Consider the following 20,233-nt stretch of genomic DNA (forward strand, 5'->3'; position numbering starts at 1 on the left):
CTCTTATTCCTCATCTATCCAGCTTTTTAGTAGCTGAGCCACTATTTCAGGATTTTTGTTAACCAGATTCTCTATGCTCTTCTTATGTCCAGACTCTTTTATATCTAATTCCAATTCCTCTATTTCGTCTTCCATCATATTTATATTTATATTTTGAGATTCTGCTTTCTTCTTCGCTTCTCTTTCTTCTTTTTCCTTTTTTTCCTTTTTAAGCTTAATAATATATAATACGCATATTAATATAGGTATCAATATAATAATTAGTATTAATATAATAGTCCACATAGGCATATTCAACATTCCTTCATCGACTTCATCTACATTTTCATTTGAACTGTTATTAAATGATTGTGCATACACCTCTACTCTTTTAGTATCTATCCCTGCTGCACTAGTGACTGTTTTGACTATCTCTTTCTTCTTATCATCAGTCAATTCTTTATCAGGTAATATTTCACTATTAAGCACTACTGCTACTGTTATATCTTGTATTTGTCCTTTAGCTTTTTCAACTTTTCTAACTATTTCATTCAATTCATAATTAATAGTCTTATCAAAGTTATCATATGCAGAATTTCCATTTTCTTCTTGTTGATACTGAGTAATTTCTTCAGTATTAGTATCTGTTCCTGGTATTCCTCCATTTTGGGAATTCTTAAGAGATTCCTTTTTTTCTGTTACACTTCTTATAAGACCATTTTCTTCTCCTTCTATAGGAGTATTATATTCTTTTGTTTCCGTTATATCAGTATCAAAATTCAACTTAACACTGGCCATAACAGATACATTTCCATACCCATATATAGTAGATAAAAATTCAACCAAATTATCTTCTATATCCTCTTTTACTTTATTTTGAATCTCTAGTTGATTTGAAGATTCATAAGATTCTTCGTTATCTTTTTTATTAAGAACTCTTCCAGTAGAATCATGAATAGTTATATTATCAACATTTAATCCTTGAACAGAGTTTGATACCAAAAATGCTATTCCTTCTATGCTTTCCTTATTTAAAGTAAAGCCTTCATTTAACTCTATAACTACAGAAGCTTTAGCTTTTTCCTTATTTTCATCTAATATAAATGTAGAATCTTTTGGTATGCTTAAATTAACATCTGCATTTTTTATAGCTGGCATTTCCTCTATAACGGTTTCTATTTGATTTTGAAGAGCGTAGTTAAAAACTTTATCCTTTTCATCCTCACTCATAAACATTGTGTTTTTATCTAATAAATCATCATATGAAAACTTAGTACTAGGTATACCTTTCGTTGATAAATCCATTTTTATTTTATTTATTTGTTCTTTCTTAACTAGTATAGTTCCTTCATCAGTTATCTTATAATCAATTTTAAGTTCATCTAGGTTTTTAGTTATATTTGCAGCTTCTTTTATATCTAAATCTTTATACAAAACACTATATTCAGGTTTTGTAATATTCAGTATAGCTAATGTACTTATAATTAATATCAATATAAATCCGACAAATACATTTATTTTTTGTTTTTTAGTATATTTGTTCAAAAAATTTGATACAGTTTCTTTTAATTTCAAAAAATTTTCACCCATTTATACACCTCATTCCAAGCTAGGTATATTGCTATATTTGTATTCTCATAATTTCTTTATATGCATCTAACATTTTACTTTTAACTTCTGTAAATGCTTGTATTGCTATATCTGCTTTTTGAGTTGCAATCATTACCTCGTGAATGTTGTCAACTTTTCCACTCATAAATTTCAAATTCATTTCATCTGACTTTTTTTCCATATCACTTACAGAATAAACCGCTTTATTTAAAAATTCCTTAAATCCTAAATTTGAATCAACAGGCTTTTTGCTGTTACTTTCTGTACTACCGATAGTTAGGCTGTGAATTTTTCCACCCTGAACTTGCACACTATTCCCCCCCTTTATCTACCAATTTCTAACGCCTTCATCATCATACTTTTACTTGAATTTAACGCAGTAACATTTGCTTCATAAGCTCTAGTAGCAGAAATCATATTTATCATTTCAGTTACTATATTGACATTTGGCATCAGAACATATCCATTTTTATCAGCATCTGGATGACCAGGATCATAAATTCTTTTAAACGAGCTCTCATCTTCTTTTATACCAGTTACCTCCACTCCATTCCCTATATTATCATTTTCATTTTTGTTCATGTGTTTACTTAAATGTGATTTAAAGGACCCTGTTTCAGCAGCCTTAAACGTTACTACTTGTCTTCTATATGGAGTTCCATTTGCTGTTCTTGTCGTGTTAGCATTGGCTATATTCTTAGATATTATATCCATTCTTAATCTTTCTGCTGTCAACCCTGAAGAACTTATATTTATAGATCCAAATAATGACATATTATCTACCTCCTCCACTTATTGCGCTTTTGTATCTTTTAAATGCACTCGTTATCTGTTGGCTAGCTACATTGTACTTTATATAATTTTTACTCAACTCTGCCATTTCGACATCTATATCTACATTATTTCCATCAAGTCTAGATTTTGTATTTTTATCAACAATAACTTTTGGCTCTAAATCTACTTTTCCATTATTATTTCCTATATGTTTAGAATGAGTTGTTTTTATATTCATTCCATTTTCAATTGTTATTTTTCTTAGTATTTCTTCAAATTTAATATCCTTCCTCTTATAATTAGGAGTATTAGAATTCGATATATTATTATTTATAAGTTTTTGTCTAATTGAATACGCATCAAGGCTTTTACTCAATAAGTTTATATTATCATTAAGTCTCATATTTCCCCCTCTAATATTTTTTATCTTTATATTTAAAAACATTTTCATTAATTTAACAAAACTATATACATACATTTTACCTAACCATTGAACTATTAACAATATAGTTTTAATAAAATACTACTAATTTACTAATTATTCCACAGTATACCAATCTATATTGCCTATTTTTATCAAGTTCAACATAAATAAATTGAATATTATAATGCACAAGACTATTTTCTACATGAAATTATATCATTTTTTATATGTCTTTGTCTATTTTTCAATTTAATAATTACTTACTTTAATTATTTACTTTAATTATTTACTTTAATTATACACTTTTTCTAATATAAAATCCAAAAAAACACATCATTTTAATATTAATTTTACATTTCATATTTAACAATTAAATTAAACAATACCTAATATGGACTTTGTGTCAAATTTATGTTAATCTATTTTTATTTCGTATTAAAGTTAAACTTAATTCAGATGGAGTTTTTATTCCAACTGAATTTCTAGTTAAACCAATCCAGAAGCTGTAGAGTTCTTATCTCTATCCCTAAGAGGATGGAGTTTTAGAATTCTTAGCTTTCGGATAAACTAACAAATTTAGAAAGGACAATAATTATGACAAAGAATTTAAAGTACAAACCAGCAATATTTTTTATTTTTCTAAATATGCTTATTATAGGTTTTTGTGAAAGTATGAAAGGAGTATTTGTTTCTCAATTTAAGGAAGTATTCCAAATTCCCGATTCCTCAATAGGACTTATGTTCTCTCTTTCCGTATTTGGATACATAATTTCAACATATGTAGGAGGTATACTTTGTTCTAAATTCGGCCAAAAAAAAATCCTTATTTTTTCTACTATAATAACAGGAATATCTTATCTAATAACATCCATTGCTCCTACGTTCACCATATTGTTAATTTCTGTGTTTACAACAAACATAGGTACAGGTCTTCAAGCTATATCAGTAAATTCTATATCGCCGATTTTATTTGTTACTTATAGTACAATACTTATAAATCTTACTCACTTTTTTTACGGTTTTGGAGTTAGTATAAGTCAAAAATTTTCTGGAAACATGATTTTAAAAGGTTTCACTTTTAGAGACGTATTTTTGATAAATAGTGGATTAATGTTATTATCTATATTTTTAATATTATTTATTAGCTTTCCAAAAATAGAGAGTATAAGTACAAAATCGAACATATATAAAACTTTAAAAAATAAACTAGTTTTATTATTTATACTTGCACAAGGTTTATATGTTTTTTCTGAAGTAGGATTTTTAAATTGGTTTGTCAACTTTGCACAAACTTCATATAATTTCACAGTAGATAAAGCAACTCACTATTCCGCTATTTTCTTTCTAGTATTTACTTTCGGAAGATTAACAGGAGGCTTCGTAGTCCATAGGTTAGGTACAAAAAAATCTATGATAACTTATTTATCAATGTCATTAATATTATTTTGGAGTGGATATTTGTTAAAGTCTAATTTTGTAGTATTAATATCACTTTCAGGATTTTTCTTTTCAATAATTTTCCCAACAACAATAACTATAATAGGAGAAGTATTTAAGGAAAATACTTCATATGTAATGGGATTAATATTATCATTTGTTTCCATTGTAAACATGCTGATGAATAGCTTAATGGGTATGTTATCCACTTCTTTATCACCATATACAGCTTTTTGTCTAATACCTATAGCTCTAAGCTTGTCTTTATTTTTCTATACTAATATATTCAAAAAAATAGAAACCCTATAATAGGGTTCCTATTTTTTTTGAGTTCTATCAAGCATCATATTATATCCATTTGCTCCATAATTCAGGCATCTGCTAACCCTGCTTATAGTAGCTGTACTAGCTCCTGTATTTTCTTCTATTTCTGTATAGGTTTTATTATTTCTTAACATTTTAGCAACTTGCAATCTTTGTGATAGAGATTTCAATTCTTTTACAGTACATATATCTTCAAAAAACATGTAACATTCCTCTATAGTATTAATTTTCAATATAATCTCAAATAAATCGTCTATATTCTTCTCTTTTAATTTCGACTTATAATTCATTTTAATTCTCATCTCCTCATAAATAAGTTTACCATATATATCCTAAATCATATTAATCAAAAATATATTTCTTCTCTATATACTATCATTTTTATGAGTAGATAACAATTTTTATATATTTGTATTTGAAGCTATATTCTAAGATTATTTTATTTTATTATTTATTAGCTCTATATAATGTTTTGTTCTTTTATCCTTTATATCAGCCCCCTCATACCAAGATTGTAAACTATCTATATCCTCATAAAGATATTTTGCTTTATATATAAATTCTGGCCTATATTCGAAATGTAATATATCAAAATGTTTCCATTTTCCTCCCCATATAAAGTTATTATTTTCAAATATTTTTACAATGTTTTTGGGATAAGAGTTTAATCTTTTTTTTCCTGCTTCTTTTGATGCCCATTTCCAATAATCACTTTTATTACTCGCCAAATCAATTGCTATTCCAAATGAATGTGGACTTAGTCTATTAGTCCCAGATATAACTCTATAATTAAAAGTTCCACTTATAGGATATATATATTTATATACTGTATTATCCACCTTACAGATATTTATGACTTCATTCATAGATTTATTTAAATTTTCATAAGCATTATTTTTACTATTAAATGCATAATATTTATTCCCAAATTTCAAATTTTTTAAATTTGCTTCAATCTCTTTTTTTGTATTTCCATACACTTCTTTTAGTAATTGATAATGCCTTATCCTACCCGGATCTTCATTTGCTATATCATTTATATTTTTTAGATTGTATTGTTGTTCCATCATATCCTGTAAATCTGGATTATTTATTTTTTCTTGTATGGTTTTATTTTTTTTATCATCATAAAGTATTCTATTCCCAGATTTCATTATTAAATATACTTTATTATCATATGTTTCAATATCTACAACCGCTCCACTATATCCCATCATTATTGATAGTATATTTCTTTTCATATTTATACTATATTCTTTATCCTCTTGATTTTTGAAAGCTGTATAGTCTTCGTCTTTTGTGAATAAAAAAAATGCACTTATAAATAATATCCCTATTGTAGCAAATACACATATCTTTTTCACTTAAATCTATACCTCCTTTATATCTTTATTTAAATTCACATTATTAGTATTATCTTTAATTTCATGTATATTTAGACCAATTTCAACCTTTTTATTTACATATATTTCAAAATCAATAATTTGTATCAATAATAAAAAAAATCTTCCTTTAAAATATTTTCAAAGGAAGACTTTTTTTATATGTGTTTAACAATATTTTTTATCCATCTATCAGATTTCAATCTCTTATAGCCTATCATAAACTTGGCTATTTCTTCAATAGTAACTAATGCATAAACATAGTGTACAGGTAATTTAAATACAAATGCTCCTAAAAATGCAATTGGAACTCCTATCATCCACATAGTAAAAGCTTCTATATATAATGAGTATTTGGAATCTCCTCCACCTCTTAGAACACCCACTACTAATAATATGTTGAATACTCTTATTACTAATATTGTACAAATTGTATATATCATCATCAAACAATAATAGGTAACTGTATCTGAAATATTGAAAAACGATAATATATAAGAAGACATATTGTATAATAGTATAGAAATAAAGAAACCCACCAAACAACCTACTATTAGAATTTTTTTAGCATAAACCTTAGCCTCTTCTTCTTTACCTGAACCTACTTTATTTCCTATCATTACAACCGTAGCGCTTGCCATAGAAAAAATAACTACCATAAATAAATTATGTATAGTATTACATATTTGAACAGCAGCCATAGCTTGTGTACCTATTCTTCCATAAACAATAGAATATACAACAAATCCTGCCCCCCAACATGCTTCATTCAATACAACAGGTATAACTGTTTTATATATTTTATTTATAAATAATTTATTAAAATCAAAAATTTGTTTAAATTTTGCATACAATACTCCTTTTTTACAATATATAAGTCCTATTAGTAAAATCATTTCTATTATTCTAGATATTAAAGTCGCAATAGCAGCACCTTTAACTCCCATAAAAGGAATCCCAAATTTTCCAAATATAAGTACATAATTCAGAAACGTATTACATGCTAATGCTATACTACTTACAATCATAGGCAGTAATACATTTTCTATAGACCTAGATGCAAAACTATAATTAAATGTGATAGCTGTGAATATGTAGCTCATAGATACTATTCTTAAATATTCCCCCCCATGCGCTATAACTGTTGCATTTGTATTAAACAATCCTATAATTTCATTAGGTATAACTAATGCTACAATTGTAAATATTACGGATACAATGCTTCCTGACAACAACCCTAAACCTAATACTCGTCTTATATTGTCACAATCTTTTTTACCCCAAAATTGAGAAATAAAAATGCTACACCCACTAAAGATCCCCATTATAATAAGATTAAAGAAGAAAAAATATTGATTTGCTATACCAACTGCAGCTATTTGTGTTTCACCTACCTTACCTATCATCATAGTATCTATCATATTCAATGATGATGCTATAAAATGTTGTATTGTTATTGGAATTGATATTTTTAATAGATTTTTATAAAATTCAGAATCTTCAAACAACACTACCAATAATTTATTATTCAGTAATTTCACTACATCTCCCCCCTTTCAAAAAACAAATCCATTGCCTAAATTTTACAGACAATTATACTTTATGACAGTTTAATTGTCAATTTATATTCTTATGTAATCACATAATGCTTCTCTTAACAAAAAGAAGATGCATAAGCATCTTCTTATTTGTACATTTCTTTTAATTTAGATTGTATATCTTTGTTTTCTAAATACTCATCAAACTGCATACTTCTATCCATTAATCCACTTGGAGTTATTTCTATTACTCTATTAGCTATAGTTTGTATAAACTGATGGTCATGAGATGTAAATAATATACTTCCAGTAAAATTAATCAATCCTTTATTTACAGACGTTATAGATTCAAGATCAAGATGGTTTGTAGGTTCATCTAAAACTAATACATTTGCATTAGATAACATAAGCTTAGATAGCATACATCTAACTTTTTCTCCTCCAGATAATACATTTGCATTTTTAAGTGCTTCTTCTCCAGAGAAAATCATTCTTCCTAAAAATCCCCTTATAAAACTTTCAGATTTTTCCTCTGAGTATTGTCTTAACCAGTCAACTAATGACAATTCAATACCATCAAAATAGTTATTATGGTTTTTAGGTAAATAGTCTTGAGATGTTGTAACTCCCCATTTGAAAGTTCCTTCATCAGGTTCTACAACACCCATTAATATATCAAATAATGTAGTCTTAGCTATTTCATCACCTAAGAATATTACTTTATCATCTTTTTCTAATCTGAAACTTACATTATCAAGAACCTTAACACCATCTATAGTTTTAGATATTCCTTCTACTGTTAATAATTCTTTTCCAACTTCTCTTTCAGGTGTAAATCCAACAAAAGGATACCTTCTTCTAGATGGTTGAATATCTTCTAAAGTTAGCTTATCTAATTGTTTTTTTCTAGATGTAGCTTGTTTTGCTTTAGATGCATTTGAACTAAATCTTGCAATGAATTCTTTTAATTGCTTAATCTTTTCCTCTGTTTTTTTATTTTGATCCTTAGACATTTGTAATGCTAATTGACTAGATTCATACCAAAAATCGTAATTTCCAACATACATTTGTATTTTCCCAAAATCAACATCTGCCATATGAGTACATACCTTATTTAAAAAATGTCTATCATGTGATACTACTATTACAGCAGTATCTTCTAAATCCATAATAAAGTTTTCTAACCAGTTTATTGACTTAAAATCTAAATGGTTAGTAGGCTCATCCATAAGTAGTATGTCAGGTTTTCCAAATAAAGCCTGCGCTAATAATACTTTGACTTTTTCAGCACCTGATAATTCTTTCATTTGTTTATAGTGTAAGTCTTTAGGTAATCCAAGACCCATTAAAATCATCTCAGCTTCTGTTTCTGCTTCCCATCCATTTAATTCAGCAAATTCTCCTTCAAGTTCAGCTGCTTTTATCCCGTCTTCATCTGTAAAATCAGTTTTTGCATATAACTCTTCTTTTTCTTTAATTATCTGATGTAATCTTTTATGACCCATTATAACTGTATTTATTACAACTTCTTCGTCATATTGGAAATGATCCTGTTTTAATACAGATAATCGTTCTCCAGGAGTTACAGATATATCCCCTTCATTAGCTTCTACTTCTCCAGATAACACCTTTAAAAATGTAGATTTACCAGCTCCATTAGCACCTATTACTCCATAGCAATTTCCTTTATTAAATTTTATATTAACATCTTTAAATAACTGTTTGTCTCCGTATCTTAATCCTATTCCAGTAGCTTGTAACATTGTTTTCCTCCATTTCATATTTCATCGTCTTTTTGAATGTACGTTATACATTCTACATTTTTAACAGTGTATTTTCAATAGTTTTTGAGTATTTATTTATGTAAAATCAATTTTTTTATATATTAAGTCTAGATATTACATCTTTATTCCACTTTCCATCTACGTTTTTGTTAAATTCTGCATTTTTAGTCGTATAATTTTCTATATAATAAAAAGGTATAATTTCTCACTTGAGGAATTATACCTTTTTATTATATATTAATATCCACTATTTGAATCTTTATTCCCTGTAACTATACTAATAGATGCACTTGCTCCAATTCTTGATGCTCCAGCATTTATTACAGCTTCTGCATCTTCTGTACTTCTTACTCCACCAGAAGCCTTAACTCCTATATCTTCTCCAACAGTTTCTCTCATAAGTTTTATATCTTGCGGTGTTGATCCACCTGTTCCAAACCCAGTAGAAGTTTTAACATAATCAGTTCCTGCTTTTTTTGCAAGTTCACAAGCTATTTTCTTTTCTTCATCAGTTAAATAACAAGTCTCTATTATAACTTTCACTAAAGCTTTTTTATCAGCTGCATCTACAACTGCTTTTATATCATTTTGAACATAATCATATTTTTTATCTTTAAGAGCTCCTATATTTATAACCATATCAACTTCATCAGCACCTTTTTTAATTGCATCTATAGTTTCAAATACCTTGACTTCTGAAGTATTTGCTCCTAAAGGAAATCCTATAACTGTACACACTTTAACATCTGATTCCTTTAATTGCTCTTTTGAAAATTCTATATAAGATGGGTTTATACATACTGAGAAAAATCCATATTTTTTTGCTTCTTCACAAACTTTTTTTACATCTTCCTCTGTTGTTTGAGCTTTTAATACAGTATGGTCTATGTACTTTGCTAATTCCATTTTAACCTCTCCTTTTTAATTTATATTTAAACCTATTAAAAATTCGTCTACTCGCTCCTTGGTGACTCATGTCGCCAACAAGTCTAACGACTCTGTTGCTTAAAAATAGTTGCAAGTATCTCTTTCTTAACAAGTTGTCTACAAAACGAAAACTTTATCCGAAGGCTAAGAGTTCTAAGACTCCATATTATTCAGGTTGAAGATGAGAACTCTACAGCTTCTGAATAAGTTTCACTTGATAATACCTTAGTATATAAAAATATACTATTAGTAGGTTGTATTTAGATCATTATCTTATAAATTTTTCTGAGCCTTTTAACATAAGTTGTGGAATTATTATTCTTCTTTTTATTTCATCTTTTGGAGACACATTATTCAATTTATCCATAAGCATTTTCATTCCTGCTTTTCCCATTTCAATAGTAGGTCCATTTACAGAGCTTATATTCATCCCTAGAATATTTACCAAATCAAGCTTATCAAATCCTATTATAGCCATATCTTTTGGAATATTTATATTTTGTTCATATATTGCTTTTATAGTTCCCAAAATCATCATATTACTAGTTACAAATATAGCACTTGGTCTATCTTTCATGCTTAATATTTTCTTAGTAATTTTATATGCACTTTCATAATCAAAATCTCCATAAAACACATATTTATCTTCAATAAGTATATTATTTTCATTTAAAGCTTTTACATAACCTTTAAATCTGTCTTTAGTTATTGTATAGTTTTGCTTACCATTAATTATTGCTATTTTTCTATGACCAGCATTTATTAATGTGCTTGTAGCATCATAAGCCCCTTTTACATGATCTATAAATATACCACTGAATTCTGAGTATTTAACATATCCATCAAGTAATATAACAGGTATTCCTATTTGCTCTAATGTGTTTAAGTATTCGCTACTAAAATGATCTTCTGCATATGTTGGAGTTATTATTATTCCTTCTATCCTCTGTTCTTTGAATATTTTAAGAGCTTTAAGTTCTTTATCTCTTTTATCATCAGTATTACATAGTATTATATTAAAATTGTTTTCATCTGCTACTTGACTTATACCCTTTATTATTTCTCCAAAAAAAGGGTTGTTTATTTCTGGAACTACAACTCCTATTGTATTTGTTTTACTTGTAGATAAGCTTCTAGCTATTGCACTAGGTGTATAGTTTAATTCATTAATTACATCCATTACTTTTTTTCTCGTTTCTTCTTTTACATATCCAGAATCATTCAATACTCTTGATACGGTAGTACGAGATACATTTGCTCTTTTTGCAATATCCTTTATAGTTATAGCCATTTTAGCTCGCCCCCAAAAAACTCAAAAATTATTACAAGATAAATATATTACCGATTATGTTACCGATTCCATCTAAATTATACATTTTTTTTGTCAATACTTCAATATAAATATATTAAAATATTCTTAATCTTATTTGTATTTAATGAATTGAATAACTTAATTGGTATGAAATCTATAGATTTCATACCAATTAAGTGGTATATTATCCTAATATAACCTCAACATTATACTCTTTATTTTCATCTATAAGTTTTATTTTATTTGACTTATTCTTATTTCCGTTAATAATCATATATTTTACATTCCTATTTACTTTATTAGGATTTTTAATCAATATATTATATTTAGATTTACCATACTTATATTCAATTAAATACTCTTTCCAATCCTTAGGTATACATGGATTTATCTCTATTTCATCTCCATATTTTTTAAGTCCCAAAATATCCTCAATACCAACTTTGTACATCCATCCTGCTGTTCCTGTATACCAAGTCCATCCACCTCTACCTATATGAGAATTAGTAGAATATACATCAGCTGCCATAACGTATGGTTCTACCTTGTATTTTAAGCACTCTTTACTCGTTCTAGTATGATTTATAGGGTTTATACTATTATAAAGATTCCATGCCTTGTCTCCTTTTCCCATCATAGCATATGCCTTTATAACCCACGTTGCTGCATGAGTATATTGACCACCATTTTCTCTAACTCCAGGCACATATCCTTTTATATATCCAGGATTTATGTTACCTTCATCAAACGGAGGTGTAAACAAAAGAATCATTCCTTCATCTTCTTTTACTAAATACTTATTTAAAGATTCCATAGCTTCCTCTCTTCTAGCCTCATCTCCACCATTTGATATAACAGCCCAAGATTGAGCTAGTGAATCTATGATGCATTCTGAGTTTTCTATAGATCCTAGAGGAGTTCCATCATCAAAATAAGCTCTCTTATACCACTTACCGTCCCATGCATTTTCTTCTATTGAGCTTAGTATTTTTTTAGCATAATCATTGTATCTTTTTTGAATATCTAAATCATCCATTTGCTCACATATCTTTGAAAAATCAGTTAAAATAGTGTATAAAAACCATCCAAGCCATACACTTTCACCTTTACCTTTATTTCCAACAGTACTCATGCCGTCATTCCAGTCTCCAGAACCCATAAGAGGTATACCATGTTCTCCAAATTTTAATGATTTTTCAATACTTCTTATACAGTGATTATATACGGACGCTTTTTCCTCAGATACTCTAGGTACACCATATCTTTCATCCTCTTCTACTAATTCTTCCTCTTCTAAAAAGTGAACTTCCTCTTTTAATATCGAATAATCTTTAGTACTTTTTATATACTCAATAGTTGCATAAGGTAACCAAAGTAAATCATCAGAGAATTTAGTTCTTATACCCTTATCATCCTCAGGTCCAGGATGCCACCAATGCTGTACATCTCCTTCTACAAACTGATGTGCACAATGAAGCAATATTTGTTCTCTAGTCTGATTTGGAATTAAATTTAGTGCATTCATAGAATCCTGAAGTTGATCTCTAAATCCATAAGCACCTCCTGATTGATAAAAGGCTGATCTTGCCCATATTCTACAACATATATTTTGATAAGAAAGCCAATTATTTAACATCAAATCCATAGACAAATCTGGAGTCTTAACTTGAATTTTTCCTAATACATCATCCCACATTTTAATCGAATCATATAGTGCATTTTTAGCTTCATTTATATTTTTATATTTTTCTACTATATACTGTATATTCTCAATATTACTACCTTGTCCCAATAAAAATACGACTTCTTTTTCCTCATCAATATCAAGTTCTATACAGGTTTGTATACATGCGCATGGATCAAATCCAGCTCCCACATTATTGGAAAGAGTTTCTCTTTTTAAGCTTGCTGGACTTTTTAATTCTCCATTAGATCCTAGAAACTCTAATCTATCACCTGTATAAGAATTAATCTTTTCAGAACATGCCATATAACTTATTTTAGATGAATAATCTGGGTTATAAGGATTTTTAATAATCATTATATCATCATTCATATCTGTTATTATATATTTTTGCATAGTCTGATCACTAACCCCCATTACAGGTCTTATATAATTTGTAAGAGTTAATTTTCTTTTGTTATTTGTTTTATTCTTAAGCTTAATTTTACTAATCTTGATAGATTCATCAGTTGGAACAAACATAACAAGTTCTTGTTTTATTCCGTTACTATCATGAACAAATTTTGAATACCCATGCCCATGATGTACTGTATAATCTTCCTTTTCTCTTATCGGAAGAGGTGTTGTAGTCCATATGCGTCCACTATAATCATCTCTTATATATATAGCCTCTGAACTTGGATCTATTACTGGATCATTTGACCATAGAGTCAACTTATTTTCTCTACTATTTTCACACCATGTATATCCTGATCCATTCTCTGATACTTGAAATCCAAATTTTTTATTAGATATTACATTTATCCAAGGTAGAGGAGTTGTAATACCTTCTTTTATACTTATAACATACTCATTTTTATCTTTAGCAAACCCTCCATATCCATTAAAATAATCAAGGTCTAACTCTTCACCTAAACTCTCATACTCTGTATTATCATGGTTAAATATTTTTTGCTTTATCTCATAGTCACCATCATCATAATTTAATTGAGATTTAATTGATTCGCATCCAGATCTTAAAACTATTCTTGCAGCAGAATAAAAAAGAGTTTGATCTTCTTTAGGTATAGTGTTTGCATTTCTTATAAATATACCGCCCGGCTTATCTATTAAATCATATCCATACTTTGCTCTAACAGTTTCAATTATAAGATTCTGAAGTGGTTGTAAGTAATTACTCTCATCCTCGTTCAAAATTAAAATATCAACAACTAATCCTTTCGTTCTAAAATACTCATGGGCATTTAAAACTTGTTTTACTATATCAATTTCTTCTTTATTTTTTATACTAACAAGAATCATAGGTATATCACCCGATATTCCATAAGCCCAAAGAGAATTTTGAGCCTTCTTATTATTCTTTATTATATCTTGATACCTTCTCTTGCTAGGACTTAAATATAGTATATGAGGTATCATATCTTGATAAGTTGATACTTCTTCTTCTTCAAAATCTAAATACGAGCTTTCGACTTGACTTCTAATGTTTGCTAATTCAAATATTCTATCCATACAAAATATATCATGATATTTTTTAGCCAATTCCAATATATCATCCATATTATCAGCAACAGAAGTAGTAAAAAATACATCAATGCTACAACCAGCATCTATATTAACCTTCTTTCTCAAACTCATTATCGGATCTAATACAGCTCCACAGGTATTAGTTAATGGTTGATTTAAAGCCTTTGGATATTTAATATTATTAGCTCTACCTATAAAATTATCTCTATTTGTTTCATACTCTAAATTTCCTATACAATCAGCATTGGTAGAAACAGTATGAGCCATCCACACCTTTTTTTCACTCTCACTTCTAGGTCTTCTTGAGCATATTATACTCTCATATTCTAAAATAGGCTTCGTTCTTATAAATAAATTGGTGAATGCTGGATGAGCAATATCAGCAGCTTGATTTATAAGAACAGTTTCTAAATAACTAGTTAGCTCAATCACTGTAGATGCATTAGAATTATTAGTAATAGTAACTTTTCTTACTTCCGCATTATCTTCTGTAGATACTACAATTTTTGTATTAGTTATTATGTCATTATCTTTTCTTATAAATTCGGCCTTATCTTGATAAAACTTTACATTATAATAGTCTGGTTTATTATCTATAGGTTTATAAGTAGTTGAAAAAATATTATTATCATTTAAATTCTTTACAAATATATATAATCCATAGTTGCCTGTTGCTAAATCTTCTCTCCATCTGCTAACCTGTAATTTATTCTTTTTAATATATCCTTCTCCGCAATCAGTAAGCATGCTCAAATATTTACCATTTGATAGGATATGACATCTAGGAATTCCAGATTTAACTTCATCATATTCTCTAATCACCTGGGGCTTAATATTTTCATTTTTTTCTAAAGGTTTTATATCTTCTTTATATTCTTTGGTTATGATACTTCTTACTGGTATCTTTTCTTGAAGCAGTGTTTCTGCTCCTTTTACAGCTGGGTCTGCATGAAATCTATTTTGCATTATATTGAAATTCAAATAATTATTAATAGTTACAAAGCTCATTCCCTGATGATGTGCCATGAAACTTTCTACTATAGAGCTTTCTTTATTTAGGGAAACTCTATCATTTGTAAAATCTATAGCTTCATATAATCCATACTTTCCTTCCATTCCCATATCAATAAGTTTTTTAATATTTTTGATACACTCATTTTCATCAAATAGTAACCCTAATATAGTAGAGTATGGAGATATAACCATATCTTTAGAAAGTCCTCTTTTAAGACCTAAATCTGGTACTCCAAAAGCCTTGTATTGATAATTCAAATCAATATCAAATTTATAATAACCAGACTCTGAAGTACCCCACGGTACTTCTCTCTTAGTACCATATTTTTTTTGAGCTCTAATTACAGTATTATACGTTTCATCTAAAAGTGAATTACTATAATTTTTCATTACAAGAGGAGGCATAAAATATTCAAACATAGTAGCAGTCCAAGAAACCAATCCTCTGTATCCATCAACTACAGATAATGATCTTCCTAATTTGAACCAATGTTTTTGAGGTACCTGTTTTTTAGCAACAGCAATATAGCTTGTAAGTCTTGCTTCTGATGCTAAAAGATCATAATATGAATTTGTAAGCTTATTGGTATCTATATCATATCCAATTGAGAACAAGTCTTTTTCAAAATCGTATAACTTTGTAAAGTCTGTGTCTTCCACAATGTCATCTATAATTTTAATTAAATCCGTTATCTGATTTTCAAGTTTATCTATATTATTTATTAAAGTAGATATAACCTCTTTTGTTTTTGCTAACTCTTCAACTTTTAAAGGGTGACTATCCTCATTTTTAGGTTTTATCTCATCTATTTTCTTTAAGATATTGTTGTAGATTTGTCTAAGATTTAGCATATCTGTATTTATATTTACTTCATTCACTAATTCATATAAATTGTCAATACTGCTTAAATATTCCTTATGATAATCATTCAATAAAAAAGAATTAATATCATATATAATACTTTTAATAAAATCGGATATATTCAAATCTTTATTATTAAAAAATTGTTCATTTAGAATTAAATCCACAAATATTTTTTCAAAATCATTAATACACAAATCTTCTTTTTCAATAAGAGTTTCTATATCTGTGTATTCGCAATTACAAAGTATCATACTATCTCTGATTCCCTCTAAAATCGATTTATCTACTATAGGTTTATTGATATATTCTATTAAACCTTGCTTTAAAGTCATCAAATATCCTACAAAATTACCACTATCTACAGTAGATATATATCTAGGAAGTAGAACTTTCAGATTTTTATTATTATACCAGTTAAATAAATGTCCTTCATACTTTTCTAACTTTTTTACAGTTTGTAATGTATTATTTATTTTACTTAACATAGTCGTAGTAGATATATATCCTAAATCTCTTGCAGACATTATTGATATCAATAAAAATCCTATATTAGTAGGTGATGTTCTTTCAGCTATTCCGTTATACGGATTTTGCTGAAAATTATCAGCTGGAAGATAGTTTTGATCTTTTCCTCCAAAGTCTTCATAATATTGCCAAGTTTTTCTAGCTATTTTCCTAATTAGCAATACATCTTCTCTACTAACATTAATTTTTCTATTTCTTTCAATCTGCTGACTTATTTTAAAAGCAACAATAGGTGCTATAGTCCACAACAAACATATCAAAAGAGCATATATAACATTACTAGGGTTTAACACGTATACAAGGACAAATGTGATGACAGATACATAAATAGATACTTGCATTCTCTTTACATAGCTGTTCATATCATGTTTAATTTTCTTTTCCGCATCAGCAGCAGTTGTCCATTCTAATAGATTTTTTTTAGATATAAAAACCCTATATAAAGTTCTACTTATAGCATCAATCATTAAATATGATTGATATGGTAGAAAAATAAATAAAATTAAAGCTTGATATAATAGTTCCCTACATCCATATATCAAATCTGAATTTGTCTTTGTAGTTATATTTTTATAATATTTACATACTATACAGTTTATAAATTCTAAAATTATAGGAAGTATGAAGGCAAAAATTGAAAATCCTACCCAAATCCACCAATATCCCGGCAGAATAGTAAGTCCTAATACAATTAAAATTAATGTAGATATAGGATCTAAACTTCTTCTTAAATTATCTTTTATCTTCCATTTAGATAAATTCGATATTGGACTTTTTGAAAACAACCATCTTATAAGCTGCCAATCTCCTCTTATCCATCTATGAAGCCTCATGCTGAAAGAGCTGTAGTTAGATGGATAAGAATCTATAAGCTCTATATCCGTTGCAAGTCCAGTTCTTATATAGCATCCCTCTAATAAATCATGACTTAAAATCTGATTTTCAGGAATAGCCTTTTTAAGAACCTCATCAAATACATTTAAATCGTATATACCCTTTCCTGTAAAAATTCCTTCAAAGAATAAATCTTGATAAACATCAGAAATAGCAGTTGTATAACTATCTATTCCACCTTGACCTGCAAATATTTTTGTGAACATACTCTTTCCTGTACTATCAATATCAAGTCCTATTCTAGGTTGTATAATACCATAGCCTTCTACAACTATGTCTCTTTCTTTACTTAAAACAGCTTTGTTTAAAGGGTGAGTTATAGTTCCTATTAATTTTTTAGCACTATCCATAACAAGATTTGTATCCGCATCAATAGTGATTATATATCTAATCTTGTTTTGTATATGAGAAATATCTGATGATATCATTGAATAAGAAGTATTGCTAGAGCCTTTTAACAATTCATTTAGTTCAACTAGGGCCCCTCTTTTTCTTTCCCATCCCATCCACTTATTTTCCTTTTTTGAATATTGTCTATGTCTGTGAAAATAAAAGAATATATCTCCTTTTTTATACTTTTCATTTAACTTTTTTATTTTTTCAAAAGCTTTTTCTATTATAATATTATCTATATCTGTATACTCGTGACTTGAATCTTTAAAATCTCCAGCTATGCAAAAATATATATTATCTTCTTTATTTGAATTATAATATACCTCTAGCTTATCTATAAGTTCATCAACAGATTTTTCACTTGTAACTAATGTAGGTATTACAACCATAGTTGAAGCATCTTTATCTATACCATTATTATATTCTAGCTTTGGCAAAAAACTAGGTTCTACATTGTGTGTTACCACCCAGTTGACTAAATTTATACCGATAGTACTTGATGGTATATAAGAAAAAATAAATACCAATAAACTAATATATATATTATTTGTGATTTTATAACAATACGTTGTCATCAATAAAGTTAATGCCAATGTTATTATTACTATAGGTGAAAAATACATTGTATATGGATATTTACTACTTTTATTTGGAATATCGTTGTATCCAAAACATGATAACAACTCTGTTATTCCATTTCCAATTATGTAATATCCAACATGATTTAATTTATTATCTTTACCGTCTTTTCTAGTTGCTAATTCAACAGCTTTTTTTGCCAATTCAAACTCAGATATATTATATTTTTTAGATAATTTTTCAATTCTACTTCTATAATAATCTCTACTATCAAAATCCATTTTCACATATATGTTACTTGGATCATCTCTTAATATTTTTTCAACTATAGATAGTGATTCAAATACATCTACCCAGTTTAATTTAGATATTTGATTTAAGCTCATTATAGAGTTACCCATAGCCATTTGTCTATAAGCCTGTTCTCTATGTTGAAGTTCTATTATCTCATCCAAAGTTATATTATATTCAGACAAATTTTTTTCTATAAAACTTTTTATATTTCCTAAATCACAGTCTTCATTTCTCATTTTTTTCATCAGGTATTCAATATAGAAGAAATCAATTTTATTTTGTTTATCCATTTCTTTTCTAATAAATTCCATCATTTCTTCATTATTCATATTAAAATCTTTTATATTTTCATATTTCACTTGATCTTCATAAAGAAGTTCACATATATTCCTTATTTTTTCAACGATACAACATCTAATAATAATAGATAAAGACCATATTTCTGAAATCGAAAGAATACTGTGCTTTTGATATGATTTTATAAATCCTATTATGACATCTTCATCTATTTTTGCGTCTGTGTGAGATACAAGTTCAAACAATATATCATAAACCCTTGGAAACCCTTCAAAAATTCCATTTGCTAATATATTCAGTTCTAAAAATTTATCTTTATCTACCTCTTGTCTTATAAATTTTACTTCTTCTTCTAATTTATAGAAATTTTCTAATATCCATTTTAAAGCTCCAGATGAATTTACTCTGTCTTCATCTATTTCATTTAAATGATTATATAATTTAGATATAACCTTGTAATTATTATTCAATCTAGATAATAAAGTTCTACAACTTGTATATTTTTCACTCACTATATGTTTTTTAGCTATATTCATAGAGTGATTTTGAAGTTCTTCATTGCTCAATAAAATATTATCCATACTTATATTTTCATATCCATCTATCTTTTTATTGTACTCACTCATATCTTAAATTCCTCCTATAAAGATTGGATAAAGTGAAACTTAA

General features: G+C 27.7%; 13 protein-coding genes. 1 reads left to right on the forward strand and 12 read right to left on the reverse strand.

Translation table 11 applies throughout. From position 1 onward, the window contains the following. Window positions 1-3: 3 nt before the first annotated feature. The 4 genes from fliF to flgB are packed head-to-tail and all read right to left on the reverse strand — an operon-like array spanning window position 4 to window position 2,767. Window positions 4-1,569 (reverse strand): flagellar basal-body MS-ring/collar protein FliF, encoded by a 1,566-nt coding sequence (gene fliF / locus N4A48_RS04455; RefSeq protein WP_293664605.1) that lies wholly within the window; start codon window positions 1,567-1,569, stop codon window positions 4-6. 31 nt (window positions 1,570-1,600) lie between these two features. After that, a complete protein-coding gene (gene fliE, locus N4A48_RS04460; RefSeq protein ID WP_293664606.1) occupies window positions 1,601-1,900 on the reverse strand; it encodes a flagellar hook-basal body complex protein FliE in 300 nt (99 codons plus the stop codon). A 14-nt stretch (window positions 1,901-1,914) separates the two neighbouring features. Further along, the gene (gene flgC / locus N4A48_RS04465; protein ID WP_293664608.1) at window positions 1,915-2,364 is read right to left on the reverse strand and encodes a flagellar basal body rod protein FlgC; all 450 of its coding nucleotides are present in this window, start codon (window positions 2,362-2,364) and stop codon (window positions 1,915-1,917) included. Between the two features lies 1 nt (window position 2,365). After that, window positions 2,366-2,767, reverse strand: a complete 402-nt coding sequence (gene flgB / locus N4A48_RS04470; RefSeq protein WP_293664609.1) for a flagellar basal body rod protein FlgB — start codon at window positions 2,765-2,767, stop codon at window positions 2,366-2,368. Window positions 2,768-3,382: 615 nt separating this feature from the next. Here flgB and N4A48_RS04475 point away from each other — a divergent pair. Then, complete coding sequence (locus N4A48_RS04475; RefSeq protein ID WP_293664610.1) at window positions 3,383-4,534, forward strand: MFS transporter; 1,152 nt, start codon at window positions 3,383-3,385, stop codon at window positions 4,532-4,534. Between the two features lie 8 nt (window positions 4,535-4,542). On the opposite strand, the gene N4A48_RS04480 is transcribed toward N4A48_RS04475, so the two are convergent. From N4A48_RS04480 to N4A48_RS04515, 8 genes are all read right to left on the reverse strand, one after another. Beyond that, window positions 4,543-4,839 (reverse strand): YerC/YecD family TrpR-related protein, encoded by a 297-nt coding sequence (locus N4A48_RS04480; protein WP_293664611.1) that lies wholly within the window; start codon window positions 4,837-4,839, stop codon window positions 4,543-4,545. 144 nt (window positions 4,840-4,983) lie between these two features. Beyond that, entirely contained in the window at window positions 4,984-5,913 is a 930-nt protein-coding gene (locus N4A48_RS04485; RefSeq protein WP_293664612.1) for a M15 family metallopeptidase, read from the reverse strand. Window positions 5,914-5,919: 6 nt separating this feature from the next. Beyond that, window positions 5,920-6,042: a hypothetical protein gene (locus N4A48_RS04490; RefSeq protein ID WP_293664613.1), complete on the reverse strand. Its 123-nt coding sequence runs from the start codon at window positions 6,040-6,042 to the stop codon at window positions 5,920-5,922. A 47-nt stretch (window positions 6,043-6,089) separates the two neighbouring features. Then, a complete protein-coding gene (locus N4A48_RS04495) occupies window positions 6,090-7,472 on the reverse strand; it encodes an MATE family efflux transporter (RefSeq protein WP_293664614.1) in 1,383 nt (460 codons plus the stop codon). Between the two features lie 143 nt (window positions 7,473-7,615). Then, window positions 7,616-9,232 (reverse strand): ABC-F family ATP-binding cassette domain-containing protein, encoded by a 1,617-nt coding sequence (locus N4A48_RS04500; protein WP_293664615.1) that lies wholly within the window; start codon window positions 9,230-9,232, stop codon window positions 7,616-7,618. Between the two features lie 258 nt (window positions 9,233-9,490). Beyond that, window positions 9,491-10,159 carry a deoxyribose-phosphate aldolase gene (deoC, locus tag N4A48_RS04505; RefSeq protein ID WP_293664616.1) on the reverse strand — a complete coding sequence of 223 codons (669 nt, stop codon included), beginning with the start codon at window positions 10,157-10,159 and terminating at the stop codon, window positions 9,491-9,493. A gap of 289 nt (window positions 10,160-10,448) precedes the next feature. Continuing rightward, the gene (locus tag N4A48_RS04510; RefSeq protein ID WP_293664618.1) at window positions 10,449-11,471 is read right to left on the reverse strand and encodes a LacI family DNA-binding transcriptional regulator; all 1,023 of its coding nucleotides are present in this window, start codon (window positions 11,469-11,471) and stop codon (window positions 10,449-10,451) included. Between the two features lie 205 nt (window positions 11,472-11,676). Next, window positions 11,677-20,190 carry a GH36-type glycosyl hydrolase domain-containing protein gene (locus N4A48_RS04515; protein WP_293664619.1) on the reverse strand — a complete coding sequence of 2,838 codons (8,514 nt, stop codon included), beginning with the start codon at window positions 20,188-20,190 and terminating at the stop codon, window positions 11,677-11,679. Window positions 20,191-20,233: the final 43 nt, after the last annotated feature.

Source organism: Tepidibacter sp. (assembly GCF_025210165.1).
GTDB lineage: Bacteria > Bacillota > Clostridia > Peptostreptococcales > Peptostreptococcaceae > Tepidibacter_A.